The sequence below is a fragment of the Shinella sp. CPCC 101442 genome (assembly GCF_024704725.1).
Lineage (GTDB): Bacteria > Pseudomonadota > Alphaproteobacteria > Rhizobiales > Rhizobiaceae > Shinella.
Window position 1 is genome coordinate 112,167 of record NZ_JALIQS010000007.1, and the last position, 25,846, is coordinate 138,012.

Consider the following 25,846-nt stretch of genomic DNA (forward strand, 5'->3'; position numbering starts at 1 on the left):
GTGATCTACCGGCGGCGCTTCACCATCCTCGGCTGCGGTTCTTCGCCCGGCACGCCGCGCATCACCGGCGATTGGGGCGCCTGCGATCCCGCCAACCCGAAAAACCGCCGTACCCGCGCCGCCTTCCTCGTGGAACAGTTCGGGCCGGACGGCGTGACGACTGTCGTCATCGATACGGGCCCGGATTTTCGCGTGCAGATGATCGCGGCCGGCGTCGAAGACATTGACGCGGTGTTCTACACCCATCCACATGCCGATCATATTCACGGCATTGACGATATCAGGGGCTTCGTGCTGCAGAACCACCGGCAGGTGCCGATCTGGGCCGATGCGCCGACGATGGAGCGCATCCGCGAAGGTTTCGGCTACTGCCTGAGGACGCCGGAAGGCAGCCTGTATCCGCCGATCGTGACGGAAAACCTGATCGAACCCCGGGATGCGCCGGTGACGATCCATGGGCGAGGGGGTTCCATTACCTTCCAGCCGCACCTCCAGATCCACGGCTCGATCCATTCGCTGGGCTTCCGCATCGGCGATATCGCCTATTGCAGCGATGTCAGCGATTTTCCGGAAGAGACCGTGCCGCGACTCCAGAACCTCGACGTACTGATCGTCGATGCGCTGCAGTATCGTTTCCATTCGAGCCACCTGTCGCTCGGCCAGGCGCTGGAATGGATCGAGCGGCTGAAGCCGGCGCGCGCCATCCTGACCCACATGCATGTGCCGCTCGACTACGACACGGTGCAAAAGGAAACGCCGGATCATGTCGAACCGGCGTTTGATGGTCTTCGCTTCGAGATCGAACTTTCGGACGATCAGCTGAAATAAGGTTTCAGGTTTTCGCGGATGCGCTCCAGCACCGTTGCGCCGGACAGGTCCGGCATAAAGGCCTTGCCGGTGATCTGCTCATAGGCCTGGATATAGACCTTGGATGTCTGCTCGACGAGATCGCGCGGGATTTCCGGGATCGGATCCTTGTAGGGATCGCAGCGCTCGGTGACCCAGGCGCGGACGAAATCCTTGTCGAAGCTTGCCGGGCGACCGCCCTTGGCAAAGCTTTCCGCGTAGCTTTCGGCAATCCAGTAGCGGCTCGAATCCGGTGTGTGGATTTCGTCGGCCAGCACGATGCAGCCGTCCTTGTCCGTACCGAATTCATATTTGGTGTCGACCAGGATCAGGCCTCGCTCGGCCGCACGCGCCTGACCGCGTGCAAAAAGCGCCAGTGCATAGCGTGAAACGATTTCCCATTGTTCAGCGGTCAACAGGCCCTGATCGAGGATCTCCTGGCCGGACAGCGGTTCGTCATGGCCGCCATCGAACGCCTTGCTCGTCGGCGTGATGATCGGCTCGGGCAATTTCTCGTTGTCGCGCAGGCCATCCGGCAGCGTGATGCCGTACATCTGGCGTTCGCCCTTGCGGTATTTGGTGAGGATCGAGGTGCTGGTGGTGCCGGCGAGATAGCCGCGCACGACGATTTCCACCGGCAGGATATCGAGCCGCGTGCCGATCACGACATTCGGATCCGGATAGGACCGGACGTGGTTCGGGCAGATATCGGCGGTTTCCTCGAACCAATAGCGCGCCGTCTGCGTCAGCACTTCGCCCTTGAAGGGAATGGCCGTCAGGATGACGTCGAAGGCGCTGAGGCGGTCGGTGGCGATGATGATACGGCTGCCATCGGCAAGATCGTAGTTCTCGCGGACCTTGCCATTGTAGCGGTTCGGCAGTTCCGGAATATGGGCGTCGGAGAGAATGCGCAGATCGCTCATCGTGGCTGGCTTTCACTGTTGGTTCCGTCTGTCGTTCGCTTACGGCTCCAGACAGTTCCGGGTCAAGGCACAAACCGGATTTCCAGCGTCTTTCAGGCTTTTGGTAAATCAACTGGTTCCATAATCTATCTTATGTGATTGTTGTATGTAGCCGGGTGGGGGCAAGTTTGAAGTGCGAATTGCCTCCCTCCATACCGTTATAGCAGCGTGATTTTGGTGATGGGAGTTCGCCGGCCCGGTGTCGACTATGACTGATGATCCATGTAGCTTGCCACTCCGTTACCCCTTTTGCGTTCACCAGCGATACCGAAATGACCGACATCCCCGTGCTCGAAACCGACCGCCTTGTCCTGCGCGGTTTTCAACCTGACGATCTCGATGCCATGACAGCCATGTGGGCCTTGCCCGAGACCGTGCGCTATATCGGCGGTGTGCCGCTGACGCGCGAACAATCCTGGACCCGCCTCCTTCGTCATATCGGCATGTGGGCGGTCATGGGCTTCGGCTTCTGGGCGATCACCGACAAGGCCACGGGGCATCTTGTCGGCGAAGCCGGGTTTCATGAGATGCGCCGGGAAATGATACCGAGCATCGAAAACACGATGGAGGCCGGCTGGGGGCTGCTGCCGGAAATGCATGGCCGCGGCTATGCCAGCGAAGCGCTTGAGGCGATGTGGGTCTGGGCGGCGGCGAACCATCCCGACATGCCGATCACCTGCATCATCGATCCCCGAAACACCGCGTCGCTCAGCCTCGCCATGCGCCACGGTTTTCGATCCTTTGCGCGATCGGTCTATCAGGACTCCGACATTATCGTCCTGAGCCGAGCCTCGTCCTGAAAGAAGACGTCTTTCCTCTAGATATCACGAACAAGTGATATTCGTCTTTTTAATTAAAAAAACTTTTCCAATATATTGGTTTTAAATAATTTTATCGCGCATGATTTTGTCTGGATTCCTGTTTTTCGGCAGCAGCCCTAGGCGACTTCACGTGCTACTCTAACTTCCGTTGAAACGGGAGTGTGCGCCATGAGATTGCCTGCCGCCGTGTTTCTTTGCGTTTCCATGCCCTTGTTTTCGCTGGCGACCGCGCGCGCGGAAGAGCCCGTGGACACGGCGCAAGGCATCATCCAGAGCCAGATCGGCGCCTTTCTGAACGACGATGCGAAGACCGCCTACTCCTTCGCCTCGCCCACCATCCGCGGAAAATTCCCCAATGAGGCCGTCTTCTTCGAGATGGTGAAGAAGGGATATGCGCCGGTTTACCGGCCGGGTAATTTCGCCTTCGGCCGCTCCAAGGTCGAGGGCGACATGGTGGTGCAGGAAGTGCTGATCTCGGGGCCTGACGGCAAGGACTGGACGGCGCTCTATCAACTCCTGAAGCAGCCGGACGGCAGCTACAAGATCAACGGCGTGCACATGGTGCGCGCAGCACCTGGTCCCGAAATCTGACCGCCTGTTTTCTCAGAGAGGGGCGAGATCGCCCCTCGCCCACTCTTCCTGCGTCTGCGCCATGAAGTCGGCGAAGCGGCCTTCCTCGATCGCCTTGCGGATACCGGCCATCAGGTCCTGGTAGTAGGAGAGATTGTTCCAGGTCAGCAGCATGCCGCCGAGGGATTCGTTGGCGCGGACGAGGTGGTGCAGGTAGGCGCGCGAATAGTCGCGCGCGGCCGGGCAGTTCGATTCCTCGTCGAGCGGACGCATATCCTCCGCATGGCGGGCATTGCGCAGGTTGATGCGGCCGCGGCGGGTGAAGGCAAGGCCGTGGCGGCCGGAGCGGGTCGGCATCACGCAGTCGAACATGTCGATGCCGCGCGCGACGGATTTCAGCATGTCGTCCGGCGTGCCGACACCCATCAGGTAGCGTGGCTTTTCGAAGGGCATGTGCGGGATGGTCGTGTCGATCATGTCAAGCATGACCTCCTGCGGCTCACCGACGGCGAGGCCGCCGATGGCGTAACCCTTGAGGTTCAGGTCGGTGAGCGCCTGAGCGGAGCGCACACGCAGATGCGGGACATCGCCGCCCTGCACGATGCCGAACATCGCCTTGCCCGGTTGGTCACTAAAAGCCGCCTTGCAGCGCTCGGCCCAGCGCAGCGACATTTCCATGGCGCGCTCGATTTCCTTGGGCGATGCCGGCAGTGCCACGCATTCGTCGAGCTGCATCTGGATATCGCTGCCGAGCAGGCCCTGGATCTCGATGGAGCGCTCCGGCGACATGTGGTGCAGTGCGCCGTCTATATGGCTCTTGAAGGTGACGCCCTGCTCGTCGAGATTGCGAAGACCGGACAGCGACATGACCTGGAAGCCGCCGCTATCCGTCAGGATCGGATGCGGCCAGCGGATGAGCTCATGCAGGCCGCCTAGGCGCGCGACGCGCTCCGGGCCGGGACGCAGCATCAGGTGATAGGTGTTGCCGAGGATGATGTCCGCGCCAAGCTCGCGCACCTGGTCGAGATACATCGCCTTGACCGTCCCCACCGTGCCGACGGGCATGAAGGCCGGCGTGCGGATCGTGCCACGCGGCATGGAAACCTCGCCGCGGCGGGCCTTGCCATCGGTGGCGAGAAGCTTGAACTGGAAGGTTTCGGTCATCGGTGGTCCCGGAAAAGCAGGCTGGAGTCGCCGTAGGAATAGAAGCGGTAGCCGGTCGAGATGGCGTGCGCATAGGCGCCGCGCATCGTCTCGAGACCGGAAAAGGCCGAGACGAGCATGAAGAGCGTCGATTTCGGCAGGTGGAAGTTGGTCATCAGCATATCGGCCGTGCGGAAGCGGTAGCCTGGCGTGATGAAAATGCCGGTGGCACCAGACCATGGCTGGATCGTGCCGTCGTCGTCGGCCGCGCTTTCGAGCAGGCGCAGCGACGTGGTGCCGACGGAGACGATGCGCCCGCCCCTCGCCTTGACGGCGTTGAGCGCGGCGGCGGTCTCCTCGGAGACATAGCCGATCTCCTCGTGCATCACGTGCTCGGTCGTGTCGTCGGCCTTGACTGGCAGGAAGGTGCCGGCACCGACATGCAGCGTCACGAAATGGCGTTCCACGCCGAGCGCATCGAGCTTTTCGAAAAGCGCGTCGGTGAAATGCAGGCCTGCGGTGGGCGCAGCCACAGCGCCTTCCTCGCGGGCATAGATCGTCTGATAGTCCTTCCGGTCCAGTTCGTCCTCAAGGCGCTTGGAGGCGATATAGGGCGGCAGCGGGATATGGCCGACCAGGGCGATGGCGCGATCGAGATCGGGGCCGGCAGCATCGAAATGCAAGGTGACTTCGCCGCCCTCGCCCTTCTGTTCGACGATTGCCGAGAGATCGTCACCGAAGGTGATGCGGTCGCCGAGCTTGATACGTTTGCCCGGTTTGGCGAAGGCCTTCCAACGGTCGCCGGCAATGCGCATGTGCAGTGTGGCGGAAACCTTCTGGTCGCCTGCCCCTTCACGAAGACGGATGCCTTCCAGCTGGGCTGGGATGACGCGCGTGTCGTTGAAGACCAGTGCGTCGCCGGCCCTCAGCAGCGAAGGCAGATCGCCGACGGTGCGGTCCGTATAGGGCGTGGCGTTGTCCGGCTGCACGACGAGCAGCTTCGCGGCTTCCCGCGGCGTCACCGGGCGAAGCGCGATATTCTCTTCCGGCAGATCGAAATCGAAGAGGTCGACACGCATGGCAGACCTCAGAGAAAGCGGATCATCAGCGCGCCGGCGACGAGCAGCATCGCGCCACCAACGCGGCCGACGGAGATTTCGCGCACGGCCATGCCGAGGAAACCGATGCGATCGAGTAGGATGCCGGCAAGCAGTTGGCCGGAAACGGCAAAGGCCATGACGGCAGCTGCACCGATGCGCGGCGTGAGAAAAATGGCGGTCGTGACATAGACCGTGCCGAGCGCGCCGCCGGCAACATAGAGCCAGAGGTCCGGACCGCGCCAATCCGGCGAGCGGCCTTCGAAGGAGGCGGTGGCGAGAACGACGAAGCCGAGAATCAACGCCCCCGAAAGGAACGAGACGCAGGCGGCGGCCACCGGCATGCTCAGGCCGCGGCCGAGCATGGCATTGATGGGAGCCTGAATTGCGATGCACGCGCCGGCCGCGATGGCGAGCAGCGCCCAGAGGAAAGCAGCCATATCGCCGGTCCTTGAAAAGCGCACAAACAAAACCGCGCCCGCCGGGGCGGGCGCGGTCGAAATCGACGGCGTTCTATCAGGCCGCTACGTCGGCGGCAACCTTCAACGACACGATGGTGTCGGGATCGCGCACGGGCTCGCCGCGCTTGATCTTGTCGATGTTCTCCATGCCTTCGATGACCTGGCCCCAGACGGAATACTGCTTGTTCAGCCACGGGCTATCCGTGAAGCAGATGAAGAACTGCGAGTTGGCGGAGTTCGGCATCTGGCTGCGGGCCATGGAGCAGGTGCCGCGCACATGGCTCATGTTGGAGAATTCGGCCTTGAGGTCCGGCTTGTCGGAGCCGCCCATGCCGGCGCGGGCCGGGTTGAAATCCTTGCCGCCGGTCTTGCCGTACTGCACGTCGCCCGTCTGGGCCATGAAGTCCTCGATCACGCGGTGGAAGACGACACCGTCATAGGCGCCTTCGCGTGCCAGTTCCTTGATGCGTGCGACGTGGCCCGGTGCGAGATCCGGAAGCAGCTGGATGACCACCTTGCCCTTGGTGGTTTCCATGATGATTGTGTTTTCCGGATCCTTGATCTCGGCCATGGTGTCTCTCCTTGAAGTGTGTTGCAAAAGGTGTGTCGCCGTTCTGCGATTACAACGGGCGACACACCAAAAAGTGGAATTATTTGCCGACGGTGACCTTTACCATGCGGTCAGGGTCCGTCACCGAACCGTTGTTGGCATCGTCGCCGAGCTTGATTTTGTCGACGTTCTCCATGCCGGAAACGACCTTGCCGACAACCGTGTACTGGCCGTTCAGGAAATCGCCGGGAGCGAACATGATGAAGAACTGCGAATTGGCGGAGTTCGGATCCTGCGAACGGGCCATGCCGACCGTGCCGCGCTCGAAGGGAATTTCCGAAAATTCCGCCGGGAGATCCGGCTGGCTGGAGCCGCCCGTGCCGGCACCCTGCGCCTGATAACCATCGGCCATGTCGCCATACTGCACGTCGCCCGTCTGGGCCATGAAGCCCTTGATCACGCGGTGGAAGGCGACATTGTCATATTCGCCGGCGGCGGCCAGCGCCTTGATGCGCTCGGCATGCTTCGGCGCCTTGTCGTTCAGCTCGATGACGACAGGGCCGTCCTTCAGCTGGATCGTGATGAAATCGGCTGCCTGGGCGACGAAAGCGCTTGTGGCGGATGCCAGGAACAGGGCTCCTGCAAAGGCATTACGGAGAATGTTCATGATAGCTCCCTTGAGGGGTTCAGGATGATTGGGCTTTAGCCCTTCTGGCGGGCCTTGAGGGCCGCAAAGACGGGCGCCGGCACGAAGGCGCTGACATCACCGCCCATGGCCGCGATCTGGCGGACCAATGTGGCGGTAATGGGCCGCGAGGCGACGCCGGCCGGCAGAAACACGGTCTGCACATCTGGTGCCATCTGGCGATTCATGCCGGCCATCTGCATTTCATAGTCGAGATCCGTGCCGTCGCGCAGGCCCCGGATAAGGAGGCCCGCATTGTGGGTGCGCGCCGCATCGACCACCAGATTGGAAAAGGAGACGACGCTGACGTCCCCTGCCCGCTCCGGCAATGCCCCGGCGATGGAAAGACGGATCAGCTCGGCGCGTTCTTCGAAGGAAAACAGCGGTGTTTTGCCGGGATGAATGCCGATCGCGACGATGACCCTGGGGGCGACGTTCAGCGCCTGCACGAGCACATCGATATGGCCGTTGGTTATTGGATCGAAAGAGCCAGGATAAAAGGCGACTGTCATCGGCAGGGTCCCGTTTGCCGCCTTTTGTCATGGTCCGCCGCAATCTGCAAGGGTGCCGCCCGTCGCATCCCGAACTGTCCCCTGCCAAGAGGATGAACCCGGCATGAACGGGTCGTTCAAGAGCATTTCAGGTGCGCCATGCATAAATACCTGCATCGAAGTCGGGAACAAAGGTCGCAGTCGCGCATTTCCTCGACCGAATACAACGGAACAAGTAACGCGTTTCCTTAGGCTGGAAGGAATACGAAATGGCACTCGCTCTACTTTGCATGACCATGTTCATCGCGCTTAGCCTTGCAACGATCCATGCGCTTCGCGAAGAGGATCGGCCGGCCGCTTCGAAGCTCGCTGCCCGTGGCAAGTGGCTTCGGTGAGCGCGGAAACAATCATGGTCGGACTCACCATCCTTTTCACGATCTTCATCAGCGTGGTCTTCACCTTCGACTTCACGCGCACGATCCTCGACATGAAGCGGGATCGCGCGGCCTTGAAGGCCACCAGGCTGAAAACAGAAGCAGGCGGCTTCGGCGTTTAACACGCCCCCTTGCCGCCGATCCTGCGGGTGGCCTTTCCTCCGGGCTGCCCGCAACAAATGAAAAGCCGGACGGTCGTTCCCTGCCCGTCCGGCTTTTTCGTGTCTTGAAGATGCGAGGCTGTTACGCCTCGCCCTCGCCTGCATCACCGGCCTCGACTTCGCCTTCGGCAACCGCGGCTTCCGCCTCGCCCTCGGCGTCTTCATCGCCTTCCGGTTCGCTGATGCGCTCGACCGAGACCACCTTCTCGTCCTTGGCGGTCGAGAAGATCGTGACGCCCTTTGTGGCGCGGCTCGCGATGCGGATGCCGTCGACCGGCACGCGGATCAGCTGGCCGCCGTCGGAGACGAGCATCAGCTGGTTCTTCTCCTCGACCGGGAAGGCGGCGACGAGTTCGCCGATCTCGTTGGTCTTGGACGTATCCGTGGCGCGGATGCCCTTGCCGCCGCGGCCGGAGGTGCGGAAGTCGTAGGAGGACGACCGCTTGCCGAAACCCTTCTGCGAGACGGTCAGGACGAACTGCTCGCGAGCCTTGAGTTCCTGATAACGCTCTTCCGTGAGATCGCCGACTTCGCCGACCTCCTCGCCAACAAGCGCGATATCCTCCTCGTCGACACCGCTGGCGCGGCGTTCGGTGGCGGAACGCTTGAGATAGGCGGCGCGTTCCCACGGTTCGGCCTCGACATGGCTGACGATCGTCATCGAGATGATGCGGTCGCCGGCACCCAGGTTGATACCGCGCACACCGACCGAATTGCGGCCGGCAAAGACGCGCACGTCATCGACCGGGAAGCGGATGCACTGGCCGAGCGCCGTCGTCATCAGCACGTCGTCCTGCTCGGTGCAGGTTTCGACATTGAGGATCTCGTCGCCCTCTTCCTCGAGCTTCATCGCGATCTTGCCGTTGCGGTTGACCTGGACGAAGTCCGACAGCTTGTTGCGGCGAACCGTGCCGCGGGTCGTCGAGAACATGACGTCGAGGTTTTCCCACGTCGTTTCGTCCTCGGGCAGCGGCATGATGGTGGTGATGCGTTCGCCGGGCTCGATCGGCAGCATGTTGATGAGCGCCTTGCCCTTCGACTGCGGCGTACCGATCGGCAGGCGCCAGACCTTCTCCTTGTAGACGATGCCACGCGAGGAGAAGAAGAGAACCGGCGTGTGCGTGTTGGCGACGAAGAGGCGGGTCGCGAAATCCTCATCCTTCATGGCCATGCCCGAGCGGCCCTTGCCGCCGCGGCGCTGCGCACGATAGGTCGCAAGCGGCACGCGCTTGACATAACCCGCATGCGACACGGTCACCACCATGTCTTCGCGGGCAATCAGGTCCTCGTCGTCCATATCCGGACCGCCCTCGACGATCACGGAACGGCGTGGCGTGCCGAATTCGTCGCGAACGGCGATCAGTTCGTCCTTGACGATGGTCATGATGCGCAGGCGCGACGAGAGGATATCGAGGTAATCCTTGATCTCCTCGCCGATCTTGTTGAGCTCTTCGTCGATTTCGTCGCGGCCGAGCGCCGTGAGGCGGGCGAGACGCAGTTCGAGGATGGCGCGGGCCTGCTCTTCGGAAAGATTGTAGGTCTGGTCCTCGTTGATGCGGTGGCGCGGATCGTCGATGAGCTTGATCAGGACATCGACATCCTTGGCCGGCCAGCGGCGCTCCATCAACTGCTCGCGCGCCGTCTGCGGATCGGGCGCACGGCGGATGAGCGCGATCACCTCGTCGATATTGGCGACGGCGATGGCGAGACCCACCAGGACATGGGCGCGGTCGCGCGCCTTGCGCAGCAGATACTTCGTGCGGCGGCTGACGACTTCCTCGCGGAAGGAGACGAAGGCGCGCAGCATGTCGAGCAGCGTCATCAGTTCCGGCTTGCCGCCGTTCAACGCCACCATGTTGCAGCCAAACGAGGTCTGCAGCGGCGTGTATCGATAGAGCTGGTTCAGGATGACATCGGCATTGGCATCGCGCTTCAGCTCGACCACGACGCGATAGCCGTCGCGGTCGGACTCGTCGCGAAGATCGGAAATGCCCTCGATGCGCTTGTCGCGCACCAGTTCGGCCATCTTCTCGATCATCGTCGCCTTGTTCACCTGGAAGGGAACTTCCGTGATGATGATCTGCTCGCGGTCGCCGCGCATCGGCTCGATGGCGGCGCGGCCGCGCATGACGACGGAACCGCGACCTGTCTCATAGGCCTGGCGAATGCCGGCGCGACCGAGGATCAGCGCGCCGGTCGGGAAATCCGGACCCGGAATGTGCTGCATCAGGTCCAAAAGCTCGATGGCCGGATTGTCGATCAGCGCGATACAGCCGTTGATGACTTCGGAGAGATTGTGCGGCGGAATGTTCGTCGCCATGCCGACGGCGATGCCACCCGCGCCGTTGACCAGGAGGTTCGGGAATTTTGCGGGAACGACGACCGGCTCGCTCATCGTGCCGTCGTAGTTGTCGCGGAAGTTGACCGTTTCCTTGTCGAGGTCGTCGAGCAGCGAATGGGCGGCCTTCTCCAGGCGGCATTCCGTGTAACGCTGGGCGGCCGGCGGGTCGCCATCGATGGAGCCGAAATTGCCCTGGCCGTCGATCAGCGGCAGGCGAAGCGACCAATCCTGCGCCATGCGGGCCAATGCGTCGTAGATCGCCGAGTCGCCGTGCGGATGGTATTTACCCATCACGTCACCGGTCACGCGGGCCGACTTCACATACTTCTTGTTCCAGTCGACGCCCATCTCGCTCATCGAGTAGAGGATGCGCCGGTGCACGGGCTTCAGACCATCACGCACATCGGGCAGCGCGCGGGACACGATCACGCTCATGGCGTAGTCGAGATAGGACCGCTGCATTTCCTCGATGATGGAAATCGGCTCAATGCCGGGAGGGTTCTTGCCGCCGGGTGTCGATTGTTCTGTCAATTTCGGTCACGATCGTTGTTCAGAATCAGATGCAATTTTATAGCCTACCGAGGCTTGAAGCGCCAATTTTGCCAAGGGTTGTGAACAGGCTTTTCCCAGGAAATCCGCCAATTTGCGCATTTTCATGGCCACCCTTCCCTTACGGGGCACGCTCGCCTAACAATGGGGCGACAAGGCCATCAAAAACGGCCGCTCAACGGCGAGGGGAACGCCTGTCATGAACATCGATCTCGTGGTCAATGCGCTCACGACGCTTCTCGTGACCATCGATCCGCCCGGCCTCGCGCCCATCTTCCTCGGCCTGACAGTGGGCATGACGCGGCCGCAGCGCAAGCAGGTCGCACTGCGCGGCTCCATCATCGCCTTCTGCATCCTCGCGGTCTTCGCGCTGACGGGGGCGGGCGTGCTGTCGTTGCTCGGCATCTCCATCGGCGCCTTCCGCATCGCCGGCGGCCTGCTCCTGTTCTGGATCGCCTTCGAAATGATCTTCGAGCGCCGCAACGAGCGGAAGGAGAAGACGAGCGAAGTGGCCATCACCCGCGATCACATTCACAACATCGCGGTGTTTCCGCTTGCCCTGCCGCTGATTGCCGGCCCCGGCGCGATCTCGGCAACGATCCTCCTCTCCGGCTCCTTCCCGTCCGCGCTGGAACGCACCGCCCTTATCGGCGTGCTCGCGCTCTGCATCGGCATCCTCTTCCTGGCGCTCGTCATCGCCGACCGCATCGATCGCTTCCTCGGCAATACCGGCCGCGCCATCCTCACGCGCCTGCTCGGCGTCATCCTGGCGGCGCTTGCGGTGCAGTTCGTCGTGGACGGGGTAAAGTCGGCCTTCGCGCTCTGATGCGTCTCTATGGCAGCGAGAGATAGGCGGGCGGCACGCAATCCGTCAGCCCGACACCATTCTCCGCCTGCCAGAAGACAAATCCATCGGCCTGCATGCGGTTTGCCGCAACCGTCAGAACCACGGGCTTCCCATGCCGCTGGCCGACCTTGATGGCCGTCGTGGCATCTGCCGAGAGGTGCACCTTCTGCCGCGTCTGTGGCAGCAACCCCTCACGCAAGATCGCGTCCTGCGCTGTCACCGCAGTTCCATGAAACAGGATTTCCGGCGGGACCACCGGAGCCAGGCCGAGATCGACAGGCACCGAATGCCCCTGCGCGGCCCGGATGCGATGCCCGTCATCGGAAAGCGTGAAGCGCTTCTTGTCGCTTTCGGAAACGACGATCCGCAGGCGCTCCTCGTCGATATCGTTCCCGGCAAGGCGCACCTTGGCGATTAGCTCCTCCACCGCCACCCAGCCGCCCGGATCGAGCACGATGCCGATCGTTTGCGGCTGTGCCGAAGCACAAGGCTGAGAAACTTGCGGATATCCTTGCTCACAATATCCCCGAACTGCACCTGTTGTTGCCGCATATCCGTCCGTGCGGCAGAAACGTGCAACTGCCCCTATCTATTCGCCGCTCCTCTCGGGATCGCGGCAATCGCCCATGGAGCGAGCCTTTGTATCGATCTCCTTCGCCGAAGAGAAGGCGCTGCCGGGTGGAGGAGGCGCAGACGGAGACGGAACATCAGCGCGTCTTCGTCTCGGCCCTTGGTGACCGTTTTTGGGTGGGAAGACGGCATGAGCGGCGACATTACAGTTCTCTCGCGATGGCCCTGTTTTCAGCACAGTGCCAGAAGGCGCGACATTCCATGCCTGATGTCAGGGATTTTCCGCAAACCACTTGACGATGGAAGGCATGTTCTCCTCGAAACCGCCGGGCAGGAAGACGTTGAGCAGGCCGACACGCTCGTCCGTCCGGTTCTCGAAGTCGTGCATCACTTTTGCCGGAATGCGCACGAAACTGCCGGCCGGCGCCTCCAGCCATTCTTCGCCGGCAAGGATGCTTGCCACGCCCGAAAGAACATAGAACAGCTCGACATTGTCCGCATGGAAATGCGCGCCCGGTCCCGATGTCTTCGGCTCCAGCCACCATTCGGAAACGCAGTACCCATTCCCCGTCTCGCCGTGATCGGCCTTGAAGACCGCATTCATGCGCCCGAGCGGATAGGTTCGCCCCTCGCCCGGTCGGAGGAAAAGCACGTCCGTCTCGGTCTTTTCCATGCGTCTGCCGCGCCTCCCGCACAATCGGCCGTTACCGGCCGCACCAAAGAAAAAGGCCGGCGTTTTGCCGGCCTTTCGTCCCGTTCTCAGAACGGAATGTCGTCGTCCATGTCGCGTGACAGCGAACCGCCGCCACCCGAACGGCTGCCACCGCCGCTACTGCTGCCGCCACTGCCGCCTCCCGAAGCGGGGCGTGATCCGTAATCGTCGTAGTTCGGCGCGCCGCCGCCGCCGAAATCGCTGCCGCCGCGGCTTGCGCCGCCGCCTTCACCGCGACCATCCAGCATGGTCAGCGTCGAGTTGAAGCCCTGCAGCACAATTTCCGTCGAATACCGGTCGTTGCCCGTCTGGTCCTGCCACTTGCGGGTCTGCAACGCGCCTTCGATGTAGAGCTTGGCGCCCTTCTTCACATATTGCTCGATGACCTTGCAGAGTGGCTCGCTGAAGACGACGACAGTGTGCCATTCGGTTTTTTCGCGACGCTCGCCGCTGTTGCGGTCCCGCCAGGATTCCGACGTGGCGATGCGCAGGTTGGCGATTGGCCGACCGTCCTGCGTGCGCCGGATTTCCGGGTCCGCACCGACGTTCCCGATCAAGATCACCTTGTTGACGCTTCCAGCCATACCCGTCTTTCCTGTTGTCGCGCCGGGCTCATGCCGCCCGACATCACTTCACTACACGAATGCGGCATCTTATCGGCTGCCGCGCCGCGGCGCCGCCCCGCAGAAGTGGTAATCCACAGATCAATTGCGAAATTTCGTTCTTTTTTTGTTCTAATAATTCCCTACACTCTTGTCAACCGAATCGGAAACGGGCACGGAATCTTCTGACCGCGCAATGGACAGGCCTCAATCAATCCCTACATAGGGGCCTACCCCTTTTACGAATGCGCAACGACTTCAGACGCTGGACACCATGAGCGAACTCAAGACTATTTCCATTCGCGGCGCACGCGAACACAATCTCAAGGGCATCGACCTCGACCTGCCCCGCAACAAGCTGATCGTGATGACCGGGCTTTCGGGTTCCGGAAAATCGTCGCTCGCCTTCGACACGATCTATGCCGAGGGCCAGCGCCGCTACGTCGAAAGCCTTTCGGCCTATGCGCGCCAGTTCCTCGAGATGATGCAGAAGCCGGACGTCGACCAGATCGACGGCCTGTCGCCGGCCATCTCCATCGAGCAGAAGACGACGTCGAAGAACCCGCGCTCGACCGTCGGCACGGTCACCGAGATCTACGACTACATGCGCCTGCTTTTCGCCCGTGTCGGCGTTCCCTATTCGCCGGCGACGGGCCTGCCGATCGAGAGCCAGACGGTCAGCCAGATGGTCGATCGCGTCGTCGATTTCGGCGAAGGCACGCGCCTCTACATCCTCGCGCCCATCGTGCGCGGCCGCAAGGGCGAGTACAAGAAGGAACTCGCCGAGCTCATGAAGAAGGGCTTTCAGCGCGTCAAGGTCGACGGCCAGTTCTACGAGATCGCCGATGTGCCCGTTCTCGACAAGAAGTACAAACATGACATCGACGTGGTGGTCGACCGCGTCGTCGTGCGTGCCGATCTTTCCTCGCGCCTTGCTGACAGCCTCGAGACCTGCCTGAAGCTCGCCGACGGCCTCGCCATTGCGGAATTCGCCGACAAGCCGCTGCCCGTCGAGGAAACGGCGGCCGGCGGCTCGGCGAACAAGTCGCTGAACGAGACGCATGAGCGCGTCCTGTTCTCCGAAAAGTTCGCCTGCCCCGTCTCCGGCTTCACCATCTCGGAGATCGAGCCGCGGCTCTTTTCTTTCAACAACCCCTTCGGCGCCTGCCCGACCTGCGACGGTCTTGGCAGCCAGCAGAAGATCGACCCGGACCTGATCGTGCCGGAAACCGAACGCACGTTGCGCGACGGCGCCATCGCGCCCTGGGCAAAATCCTCCTCGCCCTACTACAACCAGACGCTGGAGGCGCTCGGTGCCGTCTATGGCTTCAAGCTTTCCAACCGCTGGTCGGAACTGTCGGAAAAGGCACAGAACGCCATCCTGAAGGGCACGGACGAGAAGATCGAGTTCAACTACAAGGACGGCGCACGCTCCTACAAGACGGTGAAGACCTTCGAGGGTATCGTGCCGAACCTCGAGCGCCGCTGGAAGGAAACGGATTCGGCCTGGTCGCGTGAAGAGATCGAGCGCTACATGTCGGCGGCGCCCTGCCCGGCCTGCGCCGGCTATCGCCTGAAGCCCGAGGCGCTGGCGGTCAAGATCAACCAGCTGCATATCGGCGAGACGACGGCCATGTCGATCCGTGTCGCGCGCGACTGGTTCGAGGCCCTGCCGGAGCATCTCAATGCCAAGCAGAACGAGATCGCGGTGCGTATCCTCAAGGAAATCCGCGAGCGCCTGCGCTTCCTGAACGATGTCGGTCTCGAATATCTCTCGCTCTCGCGCAATTCCGGCACGCTGTCGGGCGGCGAAAGCCAGCGCATCCGGCTTGCCTCGCAGATAGGCTCCGGCCTGACGGGGGTGCTTTACGTGCTCGACGAGCCCTCCATCGGCCTGCACCAGCGCGACAATGCCCGGCTGCTCGATACGCTGCGCCACCTGCGCGACATCGGCAACACGGTCATCGTCGTCGAGCATGACGAGGACGCGATCCTGACGGCCGACTACGTGGTCGATATCGGCCCCGCCGCCGGTATCCATGGCGGCGAAGTGATCGCACAGGGCACGCCCGGCGAGGTGATAGCAAACCCGGCCTCGCTCACGGGAAAATACCTGTCCGGCGAGCTTTCGGTTGCGGTTCCGGCGGAGCGCCGAAAGCCGAAGAAAAAGAAGGAAATCAAGGTTGTCGGCGCGAAAGCTAACAATCTGAAAAATGTGACGGCCGCTATTCCGCTCGGCGTCTTTACGGCGGTCACGGGCGTGTCCGGTGGCGGTAAATCGACCTTCCTGATCGAGACGCTCTACAAGTCCGCTGCCCGCCGCATCATGGGCGCGCGAGAAATCCCGGCCGAGCACGAACGCATCGACGGTTTCGAATATATCGACAAGGTCATCGATATAGACCAGTCGCCGATCGGTCGCACGCCGCGCTCCAACCCGGCCACCTATACCGGCGCCTTCACGCCGATCCGCGACTGGTTCGCCGGCCTTCCGGAGGCGAAGGCACGCGGCTACCAGCCCGGCCGCTTCTCCTTCAACGTCAAGGGCGGCCGCTGCGAGGCGTGCCAGGGCGACGGTGTCATCAAGATCGAGATGCACTTCCTGCCCGACGTCTACGTCACCTGCGACGTCTGCCACGGCAAGCGCTACAACCGCGAGACACTCGACGTTGCCTTCAAGGGCAAGTCGATCGCCGATGTGCTTGATATGACGGTGGAAGAAGGCGTCGAGTTCTTCGCTGCCGTGCCTGCCGTGCGCGACAAGCTGGTGACGCTGAACCAGGTGGGTCTCGGTTACATCAAGGTCGGCCAGCAGGCCAACACGCTGTCCGGCGGCGAGGCGCAGCGCGTCAAGCTCGCGAAGGAGCTTTCCAAGCGCTCGACCGGCCGCACGCTCTATATCCTCGACGAGCCGACGACCGGCCTGCACTTCCATGACGTGGCAAAGCTGCTGGAAGTGCTGCACGAACTCGTCAACCAGGGCAATTCGGTGGTGGTCATCGAGCACAATCTCGAAGTCATCAAGACTGCCGACTGGGTCATCGACTTCGGCCCCGAAGGCGGCGATGGCGGTGGCGAGGTGATCGCCGAAGGAACGCCTGAGGATATCGTGAAGGTGGAGCGCTCCTATACCGGCCATTTCCTGAAGGAGCTGCTGGAGCGTCGCCCGATGAAACGGGTGGCGGCGGAGTAGGTCTTGATGATCCTGATCGGCCAGTACGACTCGTCCTATGTGCGCCGTGTGGGTATTGCCCTCAGGCTCTACGGTCTTCCCTTCGAACACCGGCCCTGGTCGGTGTTCAGCGAGGGGGAGAAGGTGCAGGCGATCAATCCTTTGATGCGGGTGCCGACGCTGTTGCTCGACGATGGCGACATGGTGGCCGACAGCAATTCCATCCTCGACTATCTCGACGGCCTCGTGCCAGCGGAGAGCCGCCTCCTGCCGCAGGCAGAGCCGGAGCGCCGCAAGGCCTTGAAGGTCATGACCTTCGCAACCGGTTTTGCCGACAAGGGCGTCAGCCTGTTCTATGAATTGCATCTGCACGACACACCGTCAGCCTATTTCGTCGAGCGCTGCCGCGCGCAGATCCTGACCGTGCTCGCCGCGCTGGAGGCCGAGCGTATGGCGCGGCCGGGTAACTTCTGGTTCGAACGCATGACCCATGCGGATATCGCGGTCGCCTGCGCCTGGCGGCACGTGAGCGAGGCGCATCCCGGTCTCATCGATCCGGCCGCCTATCCGACGCTCTCGGCGCATTGCGCCGGCATGGAGGCCCTGCCGGTGTTCCAGGAGATTTCACAGCCCTTCATCGCGCCCGCCTGAGAGGCGTGCCGCCATCTGTCTGTCGAGGAGAACTGACATGAGCACATCCGGCACCATCAGAACCGGCATCGGCGGCTGGACCTTCGATCCATGGGAAGGCACGTTCTATCCGGAAAAACTGCCGAAGAAGCGCCAGCTGGAGTTTGCCAGCCGCGAGCTGACGGCGATCGAGGTCAACGGCACCTATTATGGCTCGCAGAAGCCGGAAACGTTCGCCAAATGGGCTTCCGAAGTACCTGACGGTTTCATCTTCTCGCTGAAGGCCAGCCGCTTCACGACGAACCGCAAGATTCTGGCCGACGGCGGTGAATCCGTCGAGAAATTCTTGACGCAGGGCCTCACCGAGCTCGGCGATCACTTGGGCCCGATCCTCTGGCAGTTTCCGCCGACGAAGAAATTCGAACCCGACGATTTCGAGGGATTTTTGAAGCTTCTGCCGGAAACACTCGATGGCCTCACGCTGAAACATGCCCTTGAGGTTCGCAACGAGACCTTCATGACGCCGGAGTTCGCAGCCCTCGCCCGCAAATACAAGGCGGCGATCGTCTACGCACAGCATGAAGACTATCCCGAAATCGCGGATGTCGCGGCCGATTTCGTCTATGCGCGCCTGCAAAAGGGCTCAGACGACATCAAGACCTGCTATCCGGAAAAGGCACTCGACGAATGGGCCGGACGGCTTAAGGACTGGGCGGCCGGTGGCGAACCGTCAGACCTGCCGAAAATCGACCCGGATACCAAGCCGGCCAAGAAGGCACGCGACGTCTTCGCCTTCTTCATCACCTCAGGCAAGGTGAATGCGCCGAACGGAGCACGGGAACTGCAGAAGCGGGTGGGCTGAAAATTCGACCCGGGCCGTCAAAAGGGCCATACGATTTCGCAGCGTGAACATGTACCCAAACGCTGCGAGATCAACCGTGACATCCATATGTGGCGGAGATCACGGGCCCGCGGTCGATTGACAGACCTGTCTGAAGACAGGAAATCATCGACCCATCAAGATGCCGAATTCGAGTCTTCTCGACCGCACCAAAAACATTCATATCTCGCTCCAGGCGGGGATGGCCGCCGGCAGCTCTTCCGCTGTCAGCCCTTCGCCCGCAATCCGCCCCGCCTCGCCATGGCGCCAGACGGCGCTTGCTGCGGCTTCGAAAGCAGGCATGCCCTGCGCGAGGTGCGCACCGACTATGCCGGCAAGGACATCGCCGGAACCCGCGGTCGCAAGCCATGGTGGAGCGTTGTCGTTGACGAGCACCCGTCCGTCCGGAGCGGCGATGACGGTATCTGCACCCTTGAGGATGACGACGGCGTTGCTGCGATTGGCAGCCTTGCGGGCGCGATCGATCTTGGAAAGGGCGCCGTCATTGGCAAGGTCAGGGAAAAGCCGCGCGAATTCGCCGTCATGCGGGGTGAGGACCAGTCGCGAACTGTCGCCCGCAAAGAAGGAGAACAGCCTTTCCGGATCGTCTCGGAAGGCGCTGATGCCGTCGGCATCCAAGACAAGCCGCCGGCCGTGTTCGGCCAGCAGGCGGACGAAACGCCGCGCCGTCTCCGCATCGCCGAAGCCGGGGCCGAGCACGAAGGTTTTCAGCCGCTCGTCCTGCAGCAGGGTTGCGAGATCCTGATCGTCATCGACCGTCTTCAACATGATGGCGGTCAGGTGCGCAGCGTTTGCCGGCACCGCTTCTTTCTGTGAGAGCAGCGTGACGAGGCCGGCGCCGGCACGAAGACCTGCCGCCGCGGAGAGCCTTGCGGCGCCCGTTGCCGGGGCCGGGCCGGAAAAAACGGCGAGATGGCCGCGGACATATTTGTGGGTCTGACCTGTCTGCCTCGGCAGGGTGAGACGCCAGACGGCGGGCGTGTTCATCCGCAGGTGCTCGCCATGCCGCGCAAGGATGCGCGCCGGGATTCCGATATCGAAGACGTCGAGCATACCGGCAAGGCCTTTGCCGGGCAGGAGAACGTGGCCGGGTTTTCTGCACATGAAGGTGACGGTCGCCGCTGCTTCGAAGGCAGCCCCTTTCACCTGCCCCGTGCGCCCATCGACGCCGGAAGGGAGATCGACGGCGAGCACGGGCACAACGGCGCGTGTTGCGGCTGCAATCACCTCTGCCACCGCGTCCGGTACGCTGCGCGACAGGCCCGCCCCGAACAGGGCATCGACGACGACATCGCCGGCATGCGGCACATAGTCGGAAAGCGGGCCTACGCTGCCTTCAAAGGCGGCGAAGGCGATGGCGGCGTCGTTCTTGAGGAGAGCCGGATCGCCAAGTGCGTGAACGATCACCACGGCGCCGGCCTCCACAAGCGCACGCGCGGCGACATAGCCGTCGCCACCGTTGTTGCCGGGACCGCAAAGCACGGCGAAACGCAACGCATCCGGGAACAGGCGCAGCGCCGCAGCGGCGACCGCCTGCCCTGCCCGCTCCATGAGACCGTAGCTCGAAAGGCCCGATGCGGCAGCGGCGCGGTCAATGTGCCCCATCTCATCGGGCGTGACGATCAGCGTTTCGATTTCCTGGTGCATACCACACCATGCCCGCAAAGGGGCAAGCGATACAAGCCCGGCGGCAAATCCGTATTTTCGATTATTTTTTAAGCATCTGCATAGTCTCTGTTCTCAAATTTGCGGCTTTCCGCGCCACTTCCTTATAGAGAGCCGCGAGCCGCTGCGAACCGCCATGGAAAGCGACAAATTTTAGGCAGATTCCACTAGCCCTTTTGCACGGAAAGCCGCATCATTGCCGCGTGATGACGAGCGGGATCAACAGAGACACGAAATTCGTCCGATCTGGCATGCATTCTGCTTCAAGTTGGCATGCTACGTGCATTGAGAGTTTGCAGCGGGCGCAAACCGCGCGCGAACGGGAGAAGCGGAGAGACATTTTCTCATGAAAAAGATCGAAGCGATCATCAAGCCCTTCAAGCTCGATGAGGTGAAGGAGGCGCTGCAGGAAGTCGGCCTGCAGGGTATCACCGTCACCGAGGCGAAGGGCTTTGGACGCCAGAAGGGGCACACGGAACTCTACCGTGGCGCCGAATATGTTGTCGACTTTCTGCCCAAGGTGAAGGTCGAGGTCGTTCTGGCGGACGAAAATGCGGAGGCCGTGATCGAGGCGATCCGCAATGCGGCGCAGACCGGCCGCATCGGCGATGGCAAGATTTTTGTCTCCAACGTCGAAGAAGTCATCCGCATCCGCACCGGCGAGACCGGCGTCGACGCCATCTGATCCCGCCTGGCCGTCCGGCCGAGGCACTCCACTCGTCATTTCACACAGGAACCAATACACATGACGACTGCCAACGAAATCCTCAAGCAAATCAAGGAAAACGACGTCAAGTTCGTCGACCTGCGCTTCACCGATCCCAAGGGTAAGCTGCACCACGTCACGATGGACGTCGGCTGCGTCGATGAAGACATGTTCGCCGATGGCGTCATGTTCGACGGTTCCTCGATCGGCGGCTGGAAGGCCATCAACGAGTCCGACATGGTGCTGATGCCCGATCCGGCAACGGTTCACGTCGACCCGTTCTTCGCGCAGTCGACCCTCGTCATCATGTGCGACATTCTCGACCCGGTCTCGGGTGAAGCCTACAATCGCGACCCGCGTGGCACGGCCAAGAAGGCGGAAGCCTACCTCAAGGCCTCGGGTATCGGCGACACCGTCTATGCCGGCCCGGAACCGGAATTCTTCGTCTTCGACGACGTCAAGTACAAGGCCGACCCATACAACACCGGCTTCAAGCTCGACTCGTCGGAACTGCCGTCCAACGACGACACCGACTACGAAACCGGCAACCTTGGCCACCGTCCGCGCGTCAAGGGCGGCTATTTCCCGGTTCCCCCGGTCGATTCGTGCCAGGACATGCGTTCCGAGATGCTGACGGTCCTCACCGAGATGGGCGTCACCGTCGAAAAGCAGCACCATGAAGTGGCTGCCGCCCAGCACGAGCTCGGCGTGAAGTTCGACACGCTCGTTCGCAGCGCCGACAAGGTGCAGATCTACAAATACGTCGTGCACCAGGTCGCCAATGCCTATGGCAAGACGGCCACCTTCATGCCGAAGCCGATCTTCGGCGACAACGGCTCGGGCATGCACGTCCACCTGTCGATCTGGAAGGACTCGAAGCCGCAGTTCGCCGGCGACGAATATGCCGGCCTGTCGGAAAGCTGCCTCTACTTCATCGGCGGCATCATCAAGCACGCCAAGTCGATCAATGCCTTCACCAACCCGACGACGAACTCCTACAAGCGTCTCGTCCCGGGTTACGAGGCCCCGGTCCTGCTCGCCTATTCGGCCCGCAACCGTTCGGCTTCGTGCCGTATTCCGTTCGGCACAGGTCCGAAGTCCAAGCGCGTCGAAATCCGCTTCCCCGACCCGCTCGGCAATCCCTATCTCGGCTTCGCCGCCATGCTGATGGCCGGCCTCGACGGCATCAAGAACAAGATCCATCCCGGCAAGGCCATGGACAAGGATCTGTACGACCTGCCGCCGAAGGAACTGAAGAAGATCCCGACGGTCTGCGGCTCGCTGCGCGAAGCGCTGGAAAGCCTCGACAAAGACCGCAAGTACCTGACGGCTGGCGGCGTGTTCGATGACGACCAGATCGACAGCTACATCGAGCTGAAGATGGTGGAAGTCATGCGCTTCGAAATGACGCCGCACCCGGTCGAATTCGACATGTATTATTCGGCCTGATCGGCACGCGAATTCCTCCCGTCTTCGGGCGGGAGGCTTTCCAAACCAATAAAAAACCCGGCCAATGGCCGGGTTTTTTATTGGTTTGCGCCTTGTCGGTCTTACTTCTGGAGGCGCTGCTTGAGGAGGTTCAGATATTCCTCGTTCGTGTCGTCGGCCATGCTGCCCGCGGCGTTGCCGGAGGCCGGTTTGCAGGCGGGTTTGTAGTCCATGGCCATGCCGGCCTTCACACAGACGCCGACCTGCCAGCCGGGCGGCAAGGCGGTGAGGTCGACGGTCTTCCACTTCGGATGGCCTGTCGTCTTCAGCTTGTCGAGACCCGCGAGGATGAGGCTCGAGAAATCCGCCACCGTCTTGCAGCTGTCGCGGTGATAGGCGTTGCGCTTGATATCGTAGTCATAGGTCATCATCACAGCCTTGACCGCGATGAGATCGACCGGCTGGTCCTGGAAGGAATAGGTGCCGGGCTCAATGCGGGTCGGGGTGTAGGTCGCCAGCAGCGGCGCCTCGGTGATGGGAACAAGATGGAATTTCGCCCTGTCGATCGTATTGCCGGTAAAGAGCGACGCCGGCGCGCCGGCAACGTAGAAGAAGGCGTCGATCTCACCGGAGAGCAGCTTGGGCAGCGCCTCGTCCGGGTTGATATCCAGTCGCTCGCCGGCCTTCACCTGAAGGATGTCCATGATGAGCGTGGCCGTCAGGAAGGTGCCGCTGTCCTTCTTGCCGACGGCAATCTTCTTCCCGACGAGGTCCTTCATGCTGCCGATGTCCTTGCGGGCCAGCACGTGAACTTCCTCGTTGTAGAGCGGGAACATGATGCGAACGCCCTTGACCGCCTTCTGCACCTCCGGGTCGTTCGCCTCGAAGGTCTTCAGATACTCCAGCACGTCGCTCTGCACGATGCCGAACTGGGTGTTGCGGCGGTTGCGCACGCCGACGAAGTTTTCAAGCGAGCCGGCGCTTTCCACCACATTGAGGTTGAGGCCGCATTCCGCGCCGAGGGCTGCGATATCGCGGCCGATCTTGATATAGGTCCCCTGCGGGCCGCCGGTCATGATATTGCGCTCGAAGCTCTGCGCCGAGGCACCGCCAACGGAAAGCGCAAGGCCGAGCGCGGCCGCCAGAACAGATCGCTTCATCAAAAATCTCCTTCCCAGAACCGGCAAGGCGCCGGGGTGATTAGCAGTCGCTGTCGAGATCGCGCATCAGGTTGCGCAGCGCCAGCACCGGCACGCGCTTGAAAACGCCGCCGAGCGCGTTGGTAACGCATTCGCCGGACACCAGCGTGCGCTCGAGCTGATCGCGTTCCGTGCTGCTCAGACGGTCGATGCCGGGTGTGCCTTGCAGCGCCAGCGACACCAACGTGGCGTTGCGCGGGCTGCGGCCATCCGTGGGCTTTGCTCCATCGGCAGGCTTGGCATTGTCGAGCGCCGGCTTGCTGGCGCTTTCCTTCTGTTGATCGGCCTTTGCAGCACGGGCTGCGGCTTCCAGCGCCTCGATCCGTACGGCAAGTGCTATATTGCGGTCGGCCAGCGTGGCGATTTCCTTGTCTCTGGCCGCGACGATGTCGCGCAGCGCCGGAAGGTCCTTTGTGCGGAGCTGCTCTTCCGCCTGCCGGGCTTCATCGAGATCACGCCGCAGCGTAACGGCCTCCGCCGTGAGGCGGTCAGCATCGGCGCTTTGCTTCGACTTTCGTGCATTCTGCGCGTCATCGAGGGCTTTTTCCAGCCGGGCAATCCGGTCGACCTGAAGCGAAAGCTGGCGCTCGCGGTCGAGCACGGCCTCTTCCGCGCGCTTCTTCAGGGCCTCGGCATCTGCGACGAGCTGCGAAGCGAGTTGCAGATCGCTCTGGAGTTTCGGAACGACTTCCTGTGTAAGTCGGGCATTTTCAGCTATCGCGAGCGCGCCCTCGGAGGCATCCGTATTGCTTTTCAGGCTTTCCACCTGACGCTTGAGGCTGCCGTTTTGCTCGGCCAGCGCCTGTGCCTTCTGGCTGTTTTCTTCGACCTGCGCGGCGCGGGCATCAAGCTCCCTGGCAAGATCGGCGATACGCCGGTCGCGCGCTTCGATTTCTCCCGATGGCACGGCGCCGTCCATCATGCGGAACGCACCGTAGCCGGCGGCGGCGCCAAGCGCCAGGCTGACGACGACGGCGAACAGGATGCCGCCGATCCCGCCGCCACCCGAGGTCTGCCCGTTGCCGCTCCTGCCCCACTGATTGTTCATGCCATCCGATCCGCCTGAGACGCTGTTCTTCGAGGTACGCCGAAACCGCTGGAGGCGCAAGCGCCACACCCGGTGTATGAAGGACGTGTGACAGGGGTGGAACTATTGATGTTTCCCGACAATTACCCAAATATAGGGGGAAAGGTAGGTACGCCATGAAGATGCGTAACGCAAAATTTGCCATCGGCGACATTGTCCGCCACCGGGTCTTTCCCTTCCGTGGCGTGGTCTTTGACGTTGATCCCGAATTCGCCAACACGGAGGAGTGGTGGAACGCCATTCCGGCCGAAATCCGCCCGTCGAAGGATCAGCCCTTCTATCACCTGTTCGCGGAAAACGAAGACAGCGAGTATGTCGCCTATGTCTCCGAACAGAACCTCGTGGCCGACGACAGCGGCCAGCCCATTCGTCACCCGCAGGTTCGCGCGCTGATGGATGTGGAACAGGGCCACTATCGCTGGAAAGAAGAAACTGGCGTCTTTCACTGACCGGTCTTCTCAAAGCCTCGGACAACAAAAAACCCGGCCATTGGCCGGGTTTTCCATATCTGTATGAAGCTTGACGCTTACTGGCTCTTGGCAGCCTTCTGGGCGTCTTCCAGCTTCTTGCGAGCTTCCTCGGCCTTCTTCTGCATTTCTTCCTGCAGCAGGCGCTGGCGCTCTTCGAGCTTGGACTGTTCGATCGGCTCGCCGTCGAAGACGCCGGTGAAGCCTTCGAGCGACATCTTGATCGGGTTCGGCGCGCGCTGGAAGTTGATCGAGGTCAGAACCAGTTCGCCACCCTTCTTGAGGCTTGCGATCATCTGGTCGGTGAGCAGCACTTCGGCAACGCACTTGTCGGGCATGCAGATGGCGTAATCGAGCTTCAGGCCCTTGCCGCCGTCGATCTGCATCTGGATGCCCGGCGGGATGAGGCGTGCGCTCGGAACCGAAACCTGCATGATCTTGCGATTGGTCTTGCCCGTGACGGTGATGAGGCCGACGGCCGTGATGAGCTGGCCGCTGCTTGCCGTCAGCAGGTTCTGCACGATGCAGACGTCGTTGTCTTCCTGCTTGGTGCAGACCTTGAACCAGCCCTTCGGCGGAGCGGCCTCCTGGGCGAGCGATACGGAAGGAGCCGCCGCCAGGGCAACCGACGCGGCGAAAGCGGAAAGCACGGTCCGCTTGATGAGGTTCGATGTGAAGATCATGACGAGTTCGGTCTCCTGAAAATCCGGTGCCGGAGCAACGACGCTCCTCCAAGCCCCTCTGGCATT

The 25,846-nt window shown here is 62.0% G+C and carries 26 protein-coding genes and 1 pseudogene; 12 read left to right on the forward strand and 15 right to left on the reverse strand.

The genetic code is table 11. The features are described 5' to 3' along the window. Complete coding sequence (locus MUO32_RS22905) at nucleotides 1-828, forward strand: MBL fold metallo-hydrolase (protein ID WP_257950693.1); 828 nt, start codon at nucleotides 1-3, stop codon at nucleotides 826-828. Here the strand turns inward: MUO32_RS22905 and MUO32_RS22910 are convergent. After that, entirely contained in the window at nucleotides 816-1,760 is a 945-nt protein-coding gene (locus MUO32_RS22910) for a phosphoribosylaminoimidazolesuccinocarboxamide synthase (RefSeq protein WP_257950806.1), read from the reverse strand. The two genes, MUO32_RS22905 and MUO32_RS22910, sit on opposite strands and share 13 nt — an antisense overlap. Before the next feature lie 320 nt (nucleotides 1,761-2,080). Here MUO32_RS22910 and MUO32_RS22915 point away from each other — a divergent pair, with 320 nt between their 5' ends. Beyond that, a complete protein-coding gene (locus MUO32_RS22915; protein ID WP_257950694.1) occupies nucleotides 2,081-2,608 on the forward strand; it encodes a GNAT family N-acetyltransferase in 528 nt (175 codons plus the stop codon). Between the two features lie 189 nt (nucleotides 2,609-2,797). Further along, entirely contained in the window at nucleotides 2,798-3,220 is a 423-nt protein-coding gene (locus MUO32_RS22920) for a DUF4864 domain-containing protein (protein WP_257950695.1), read from the forward strand. A gap of 12 nt (nucleotides 3,221-3,232) precedes the next feature. On the opposite strand, the gene tgt is transcribed toward MUO32_RS22920, so the two are convergent. The 6 genes from tgt to coaD all read right to left on the reverse strand — a co-directional run bounded on the left by tgt (nucleotide 3,233) and on the right by coaD (nucleotide 7,647). Beyond that, nucleotides 3,233-4,363: a tRNA guanosine(34) transglycosylase Tgt gene (tgt, locus tag MUO32_RS22925; protein ID WP_257950696.1), complete on the reverse strand. Its 1,131-nt coding sequence runs from the start codon at nucleotides 4,361-4,363 to the stop codon at nucleotides 3,233-3,235. Next, nucleotides 4,360-5,421: a tRNA preQ1(34) S-adenosylmethionine ribosyltransferase-isomerase QueA gene (gene queA, locus MUO32_RS22930; protein ID WP_257950697.1), complete on the reverse strand. Its 1,062-nt coding sequence runs from the start codon at nucleotides 5,419-5,421 to the stop codon at nucleotides 4,360-4,362. Before queA ends, tgt begins: the two co-directional genes overlap by 4 nt. Before the next feature lie 8 nt (nucleotides 5,422-5,429). Further along, nucleotides 5,430-5,879, reverse strand: a complete 450-nt coding sequence (locus MUO32_RS22935) for a DMT family transporter (protein ID WP_257950698.1) — start codon at nucleotides 5,877-5,879, stop codon at nucleotides 5,430-5,432. Nucleotides 5,880-5,955: 76 nt separating this feature from the next. After that, complete coding sequence (locus MUO32_RS22940; RefSeq protein WP_257950699.1) at nucleotides 5,956-6,471, reverse strand: peptidylprolyl isomerase; 516 nt, start codon at nucleotides 6,469-6,471, stop codon at nucleotides 5,956-5,958. Between the two features lie 79 nt (nucleotides 6,472-6,550). After that, nucleotides 6,551-7,117 (reverse strand): peptidylprolyl isomerase, encoded by a 567-nt coding sequence (locus MUO32_RS22945; RefSeq protein WP_257950700.1) that lies wholly within the window; start codon nucleotides 7,115-7,117, stop codon nucleotides 6,551-6,553. Nucleotides 7,118-7,152: 35 nt separating this feature from the next. Beyond that, the gene (gene coaD / locus MUO32_RS22950; RefSeq protein WP_257950701.1) at nucleotides 7,153-7,647 is read right to left on the reverse strand and encodes a pantetheine-phosphate adenylyltransferase; all 495 of its coding nucleotides are present in this window, start codon (nucleotides 7,645-7,647) and stop codon (nucleotides 7,153-7,155) included. 248 nt (nucleotides 7,648-7,895) lie between these two features. On the opposite strand from coaD, the gene MUO32_RS22955 reads away from it, so the two are divergent. Further along, entirely contained in the window at nucleotides 7,896-8,021 is a 126-nt protein-coding gene (locus MUO32_RS22955; protein ID WP_257950702.1) for a hypothetical protein, read from the forward strand. Nucleotides 8,022-8,035: 14 nt separating this feature from the next. After that, nucleotides 8,036-8,182 (forward strand): hypothetical protein, encoded by a 147-nt coding sequence (locus tag MUO32_RS22960; protein WP_257950703.1) that lies wholly within the window; start codon nucleotides 8,036-8,038, stop codon nucleotides 8,180-8,182. A 121-nt stretch (nucleotides 8,183-8,303) separates the two neighbouring features. Here the strand turns inward: MUO32_RS22960 and gyrA are convergent, their stop codons facing one another. Then, nucleotides 8,304-11,093, reverse strand: a complete 2,790-nt coding sequence (gene gyrA / locus MUO32_RS22965) for a DNA gyrase subunit A (RefSeq protein ID WP_257950704.1) — start codon at nucleotides 11,091-11,093, stop codon at nucleotides 8,304-8,306. Between the two features lie 217 nt (nucleotides 11,094-11,310). Here gyrA and MUO32_RS22970 point away from each other — a divergent pair, with 217 nt between their 5' ends. Continuing rightward, nucleotides 11,311-11,937, forward strand: coding sequence for a MarC family protein (locus MUO32_RS22970; RefSeq protein WP_257950705.1), 627 nt, complete (start codon nucleotides 11,311-11,313; stop codon nucleotides 11,935-11,937). Nucleotides 11,938-11,944: 7 nt separating this feature from the next. On the opposite strand, the pseudogene MUO32_RS22975 reads toward MUO32_RS22970, so the two are convergent. The 3 genes and pseudogenes from MUO32_RS22975 to MUO32_RS22985 form a co-directional block, all read right to left on the reverse strand. Then, a pseudogene (locus tag MUO32_RS22975) lies at nucleotides 11,945-12,477 on the reverse strand (RNA 2'-phosphotransferase). 322 nt (nucleotides 12,478-12,799) lie between these two features. Continuing rightward, nucleotides 12,800-13,201: a cupin domain-containing protein gene (locus MUO32_RS22980; RefSeq protein WP_257950706.1), complete on the reverse strand. Its 402-nt coding sequence runs from the start codon at nucleotides 13,199-13,201 to the stop codon at nucleotides 12,800-12,802. 86 nt (nucleotides 13,202-13,287) lie between these two features. After that, nucleotides 13,288-13,824: a single-stranded DNA-binding protein gene (locus MUO32_RS22985; RefSeq protein ID WP_257950707.1), complete on the reverse strand. Its 537-nt coding sequence runs from the start codon at nucleotides 13,822-13,824 to the stop codon at nucleotides 13,288-13,290. 292 nt (nucleotides 13,825-14,116) lie between these two features. On the opposite strand from MUO32_RS22985, the gene uvrA reads away from it, so the two are divergent. Genes uvrA through MUO32_RS23000 form a run of 3 tightly spaced genes read left to right on the forward strand, consistent with a single transcriptional unit; the run spans nucleotide 14,117 to nucleotide 18,506 of the window. Further along, nucleotides 14,117-17,035, forward strand: a complete 2,919-nt coding sequence (gene uvrA, locus MUO32_RS22990) for an excinuclease ABC subunit UvrA (RefSeq protein WP_257950708.1) — start codon at nucleotides 14,117-14,119, stop codon at nucleotides 17,033-17,035. 6 nt (nucleotides 17,036-17,041) lie between these two features. Next, entirely contained in the window at nucleotides 17,042-17,665 is a 624-nt protein-coding gene (locus MUO32_RS22995) for a glutathione S-transferase family protein (protein ID WP_257950807.1), read from the forward strand. Nucleotides 17,666-17,702: 37 nt separating this feature from the next. Next, entirely contained in the window at nucleotides 17,703-18,506 is an 804-nt protein-coding gene (locus MUO32_RS23000) for a DUF72 domain-containing protein (RefSeq protein ID WP_257950709.1), read from the forward strand. A gap of 198 nt (nucleotides 18,507-18,704) precedes the next feature. Here MUO32_RS23000 and MUO32_RS23005 read toward each other — a convergent pair whose 3' ends face one another. Continuing rightward, complete coding sequence (locus MUO32_RS23005) at nucleotides 18,705-20,192, reverse strand: NAD(P)H-hydrate dehydratase (RefSeq protein ID WP_257950710.1); 1,488 nt, start codon at nucleotides 20,190-20,192, stop codon at nucleotides 18,705-18,707. A gap of 364 nt (nucleotides 20,193-20,556) precedes the next feature. On the opposite strand from MUO32_RS23005, the gene MUO32_RS23010 reads away from it, so the two are divergent. Then, complete coding sequence (locus tag MUO32_RS23010; protein WP_003515720.1) at nucleotides 20,557-20,895, forward strand: P-II family nitrogen regulator; 339 nt, start codon at nucleotides 20,557-20,559, stop codon at nucleotides 20,893-20,895. 60 nt (nucleotides 20,896-20,955) lie between these two features. Beyond that, the gene (glnA, locus tag MUO32_RS23015; protein WP_257950711.1) at nucleotides 20,956-22,365 is read left to right on the forward strand and encodes a type I glutamate--ammonia ligase; all 1,410 of its coding nucleotides are present in this window, start codon (nucleotides 20,956-20,958) and stop codon (nucleotides 22,363-22,365) included. 101 nt (nucleotides 22,366-22,466) lie between these two features. Here glnA and MUO32_RS23020 read toward each other — a convergent pair whose 3' ends face one another. Together MUO32_RS23020 and MUO32_RS23025 are read right to left on the reverse strand one after the other, a co-directional pair. Next, entirely contained in the window at nucleotides 22,467-23,504 is a 1,038-nt protein-coding gene (locus tag MUO32_RS23020) for a TAXI family TRAP transporter solute-binding subunit (protein WP_257950712.1), read from the reverse strand. 40 nt (nucleotides 23,505-23,544) lie between these two features. Next, a complete protein-coding gene (locus MUO32_RS23025; protein WP_257950713.1) occupies nucleotides 23,545-24,591 on the reverse strand; it encodes a hypothetical protein in 1,047 nt (348 codons plus the stop codon). 155 nt (nucleotides 24,592-24,746) lie between these two features. On the opposite strand from MUO32_RS23025, the gene hspQ reads away from it, so the two are divergent. Further along, nucleotides 24,747-25,079, forward strand: coding sequence for a heat shock protein HspQ (gene hspQ / locus MUO32_RS23030; RefSeq protein ID WP_257950714.1), 333 nt, complete (start codon nucleotides 24,747-24,749; stop codon nucleotides 25,077-25,079). A gap of 77 nt (nucleotides 25,080-25,156) precedes the next feature. Here hspQ and MUO32_RS23035 read toward each other — a convergent pair whose 3' ends face one another. After that, nucleotides 25,157-25,780, reverse strand: a complete 624-nt coding sequence (locus MUO32_RS23035; RefSeq protein WP_244758875.1) for an invasion associated locus B family protein — start codon at nucleotides 25,778-25,780, stop codon at nucleotides 25,157-25,159. Between the last annotated feature and the right edge of the window lie 66 nt (nucleotides 25,781-25,846).

Excerpts from the sequence above, each read along its gene's own strand:
- MUO32_RS22915 (WP_257950694.1), top strand. The coding sequence starts at position 2,081 with ATGACCGACATCCCCGTGCTCGAAACCGACCGCCTTGTCCTGCGCGGT.
- MUO32_RS22920 (WP_257950695.1), top strand. The coding sequence starts at position 2,798 with ATGAGATTGCCTGCCGCCGTGTTTCTTTGCGTTTCCATGCCCTTGTTT.
- tgt (WP_257950696.1), bottom strand. The coding sequence starts at position 4,363 with ATGACCGAAACCTTCCAGTTCAAGCTTCTCGCCACCGATGGCAAGGCC.
- queA (WP_257950697.1), bottom strand. The coding sequence starts at position 5,421 with ATGCGTGTCGACCTCTTCGATTTCGATCTGCCGGAAGAGAATATCGCG.
- MUO32_RS22935 (WP_257950698.1), bottom strand. The coding sequence starts at position 5,879 with ATGGCTGCTTTCCTCTGGGCGCTGCTCGCCATCGCGGCCGGCGCGTGC.
- MUO32_RS22940 (WP_257950699.1), bottom strand. The coding sequence starts at position 6,471 with ATGGCCGAGATCAAGGATCCGGAAAACACAATCATCATGGAAACCACC.
- MUO32_RS22945 (WP_257950700.1), bottom strand. The coding sequence starts at position 7,117 with ATGAACATTCTCCGTAATGCCTTTGCAGGAGCCCTGTTCCTGGCATCC.
- coaD (WP_257950701.1), bottom strand. The coding sequence starts at position 7,647 with ATGACAGTCGCCTTTTATCCTGGCTCTTTCGATCCAATAACCAACGGC.
- MUO32_RS22955 (WP_257950702.1), top strand. The coding sequence starts at position 7,896 with ATGGCACTCGCTCTACTTTGCATGACCATGTTCATCGCGCTTAGCCTT.
- MUO32_RS22960 (WP_257950703.1), top strand. The coding sequence starts at position 8,036 with ATGGTCGGACTCACCATCCTTTTCACGATCTTCATCAGCGTGGTCTTC.
- MUO32_RS22970 (WP_257950705.1), top strand. The coding sequence starts at position 11,311 with ATGAACATCGATCTCGTGGTCAATGCGCTCACGACGCTTCTCGTGACC.
- MUO32_RS22980 (WP_257950706.1), bottom strand. The coding sequence starts at position 13,201 with ATGGAAAAGACCGAGACGGACGTGCTTTTCCTCCGACCGGGCGAGGGG.
- MUO32_RS22985 (WP_257950707.1), bottom strand. The coding sequence starts at position 13,824 with ATGGCTGGAAGCGTCAACAAGGTGATCTTGATCGGGAACGTCGGTGCG.
- uvrA (WP_257950708.1), top strand. The coding sequence starts at position 14,117 with ATGAGCGAACTCAAGACTATTTCCATTCGCGGCGCACGCGAACACAAT.
- MUO32_RS22995 (WP_257950807.1), top strand. The coding sequence starts at position 17,042 with ATGATCCTGATCGGCCAGTACGACTCGTCCTATGTGCGCCGTGTGGGT.
- MUO32_RS23000 (WP_257950709.1), top strand. The coding sequence starts at position 17,703 with ATGAGCACATCCGGCACCATCAGAACCGGCATCGGCGGCTGGACCTTC.
- MUO32_RS23005 (WP_257950710.1), bottom strand. The coding sequence starts at position 20,192 with ATGCACCAGGAAATCGAAACGCTGATCGTCACGCCCGATGAGATGGGG.
- MUO32_RS23010 (WP_003515720.1), top strand. The coding sequence starts at position 20,557 with ATGAAAAAGATCGAAGCGATCATCAAGCCCTTCAAGCTCGATGAGGTG.
- glnA (WP_257950711.1), top strand. The coding sequence starts at position 20,956 with ATGACGACTGCCAACGAAATCCTCAAGCAAATCAAGGAAAACGACGTC.
- MUO32_RS23020 (WP_257950712.1), bottom strand. The coding sequence starts at position 23,504 with ATGAAGCGATCTGTTCTGGCGGCCGCGCTCGGCCTTGCGCTTTCCGTT.
- MUO32_RS23025 (WP_257950713.1), bottom strand. The coding sequence starts at position 24,591 with ATGAACAATCAGTGGGGCAGGAGCGGCAACGGGCAGACCTCGGGTGGC.
- hspQ (WP_257950714.1), top strand. The coding sequence starts at position 24,747 with ATGAAGATGCGTAACGCAAAATTTGCCATCGGCGACATTGTCCGCCAC.
- MUO32_RS23035 (WP_244758875.1), bottom strand. The coding sequence starts at position 25,780 with ATGATCTTCACATCGAACCTCATCAAGCGGACCGTGCTTTCCGCTTTC.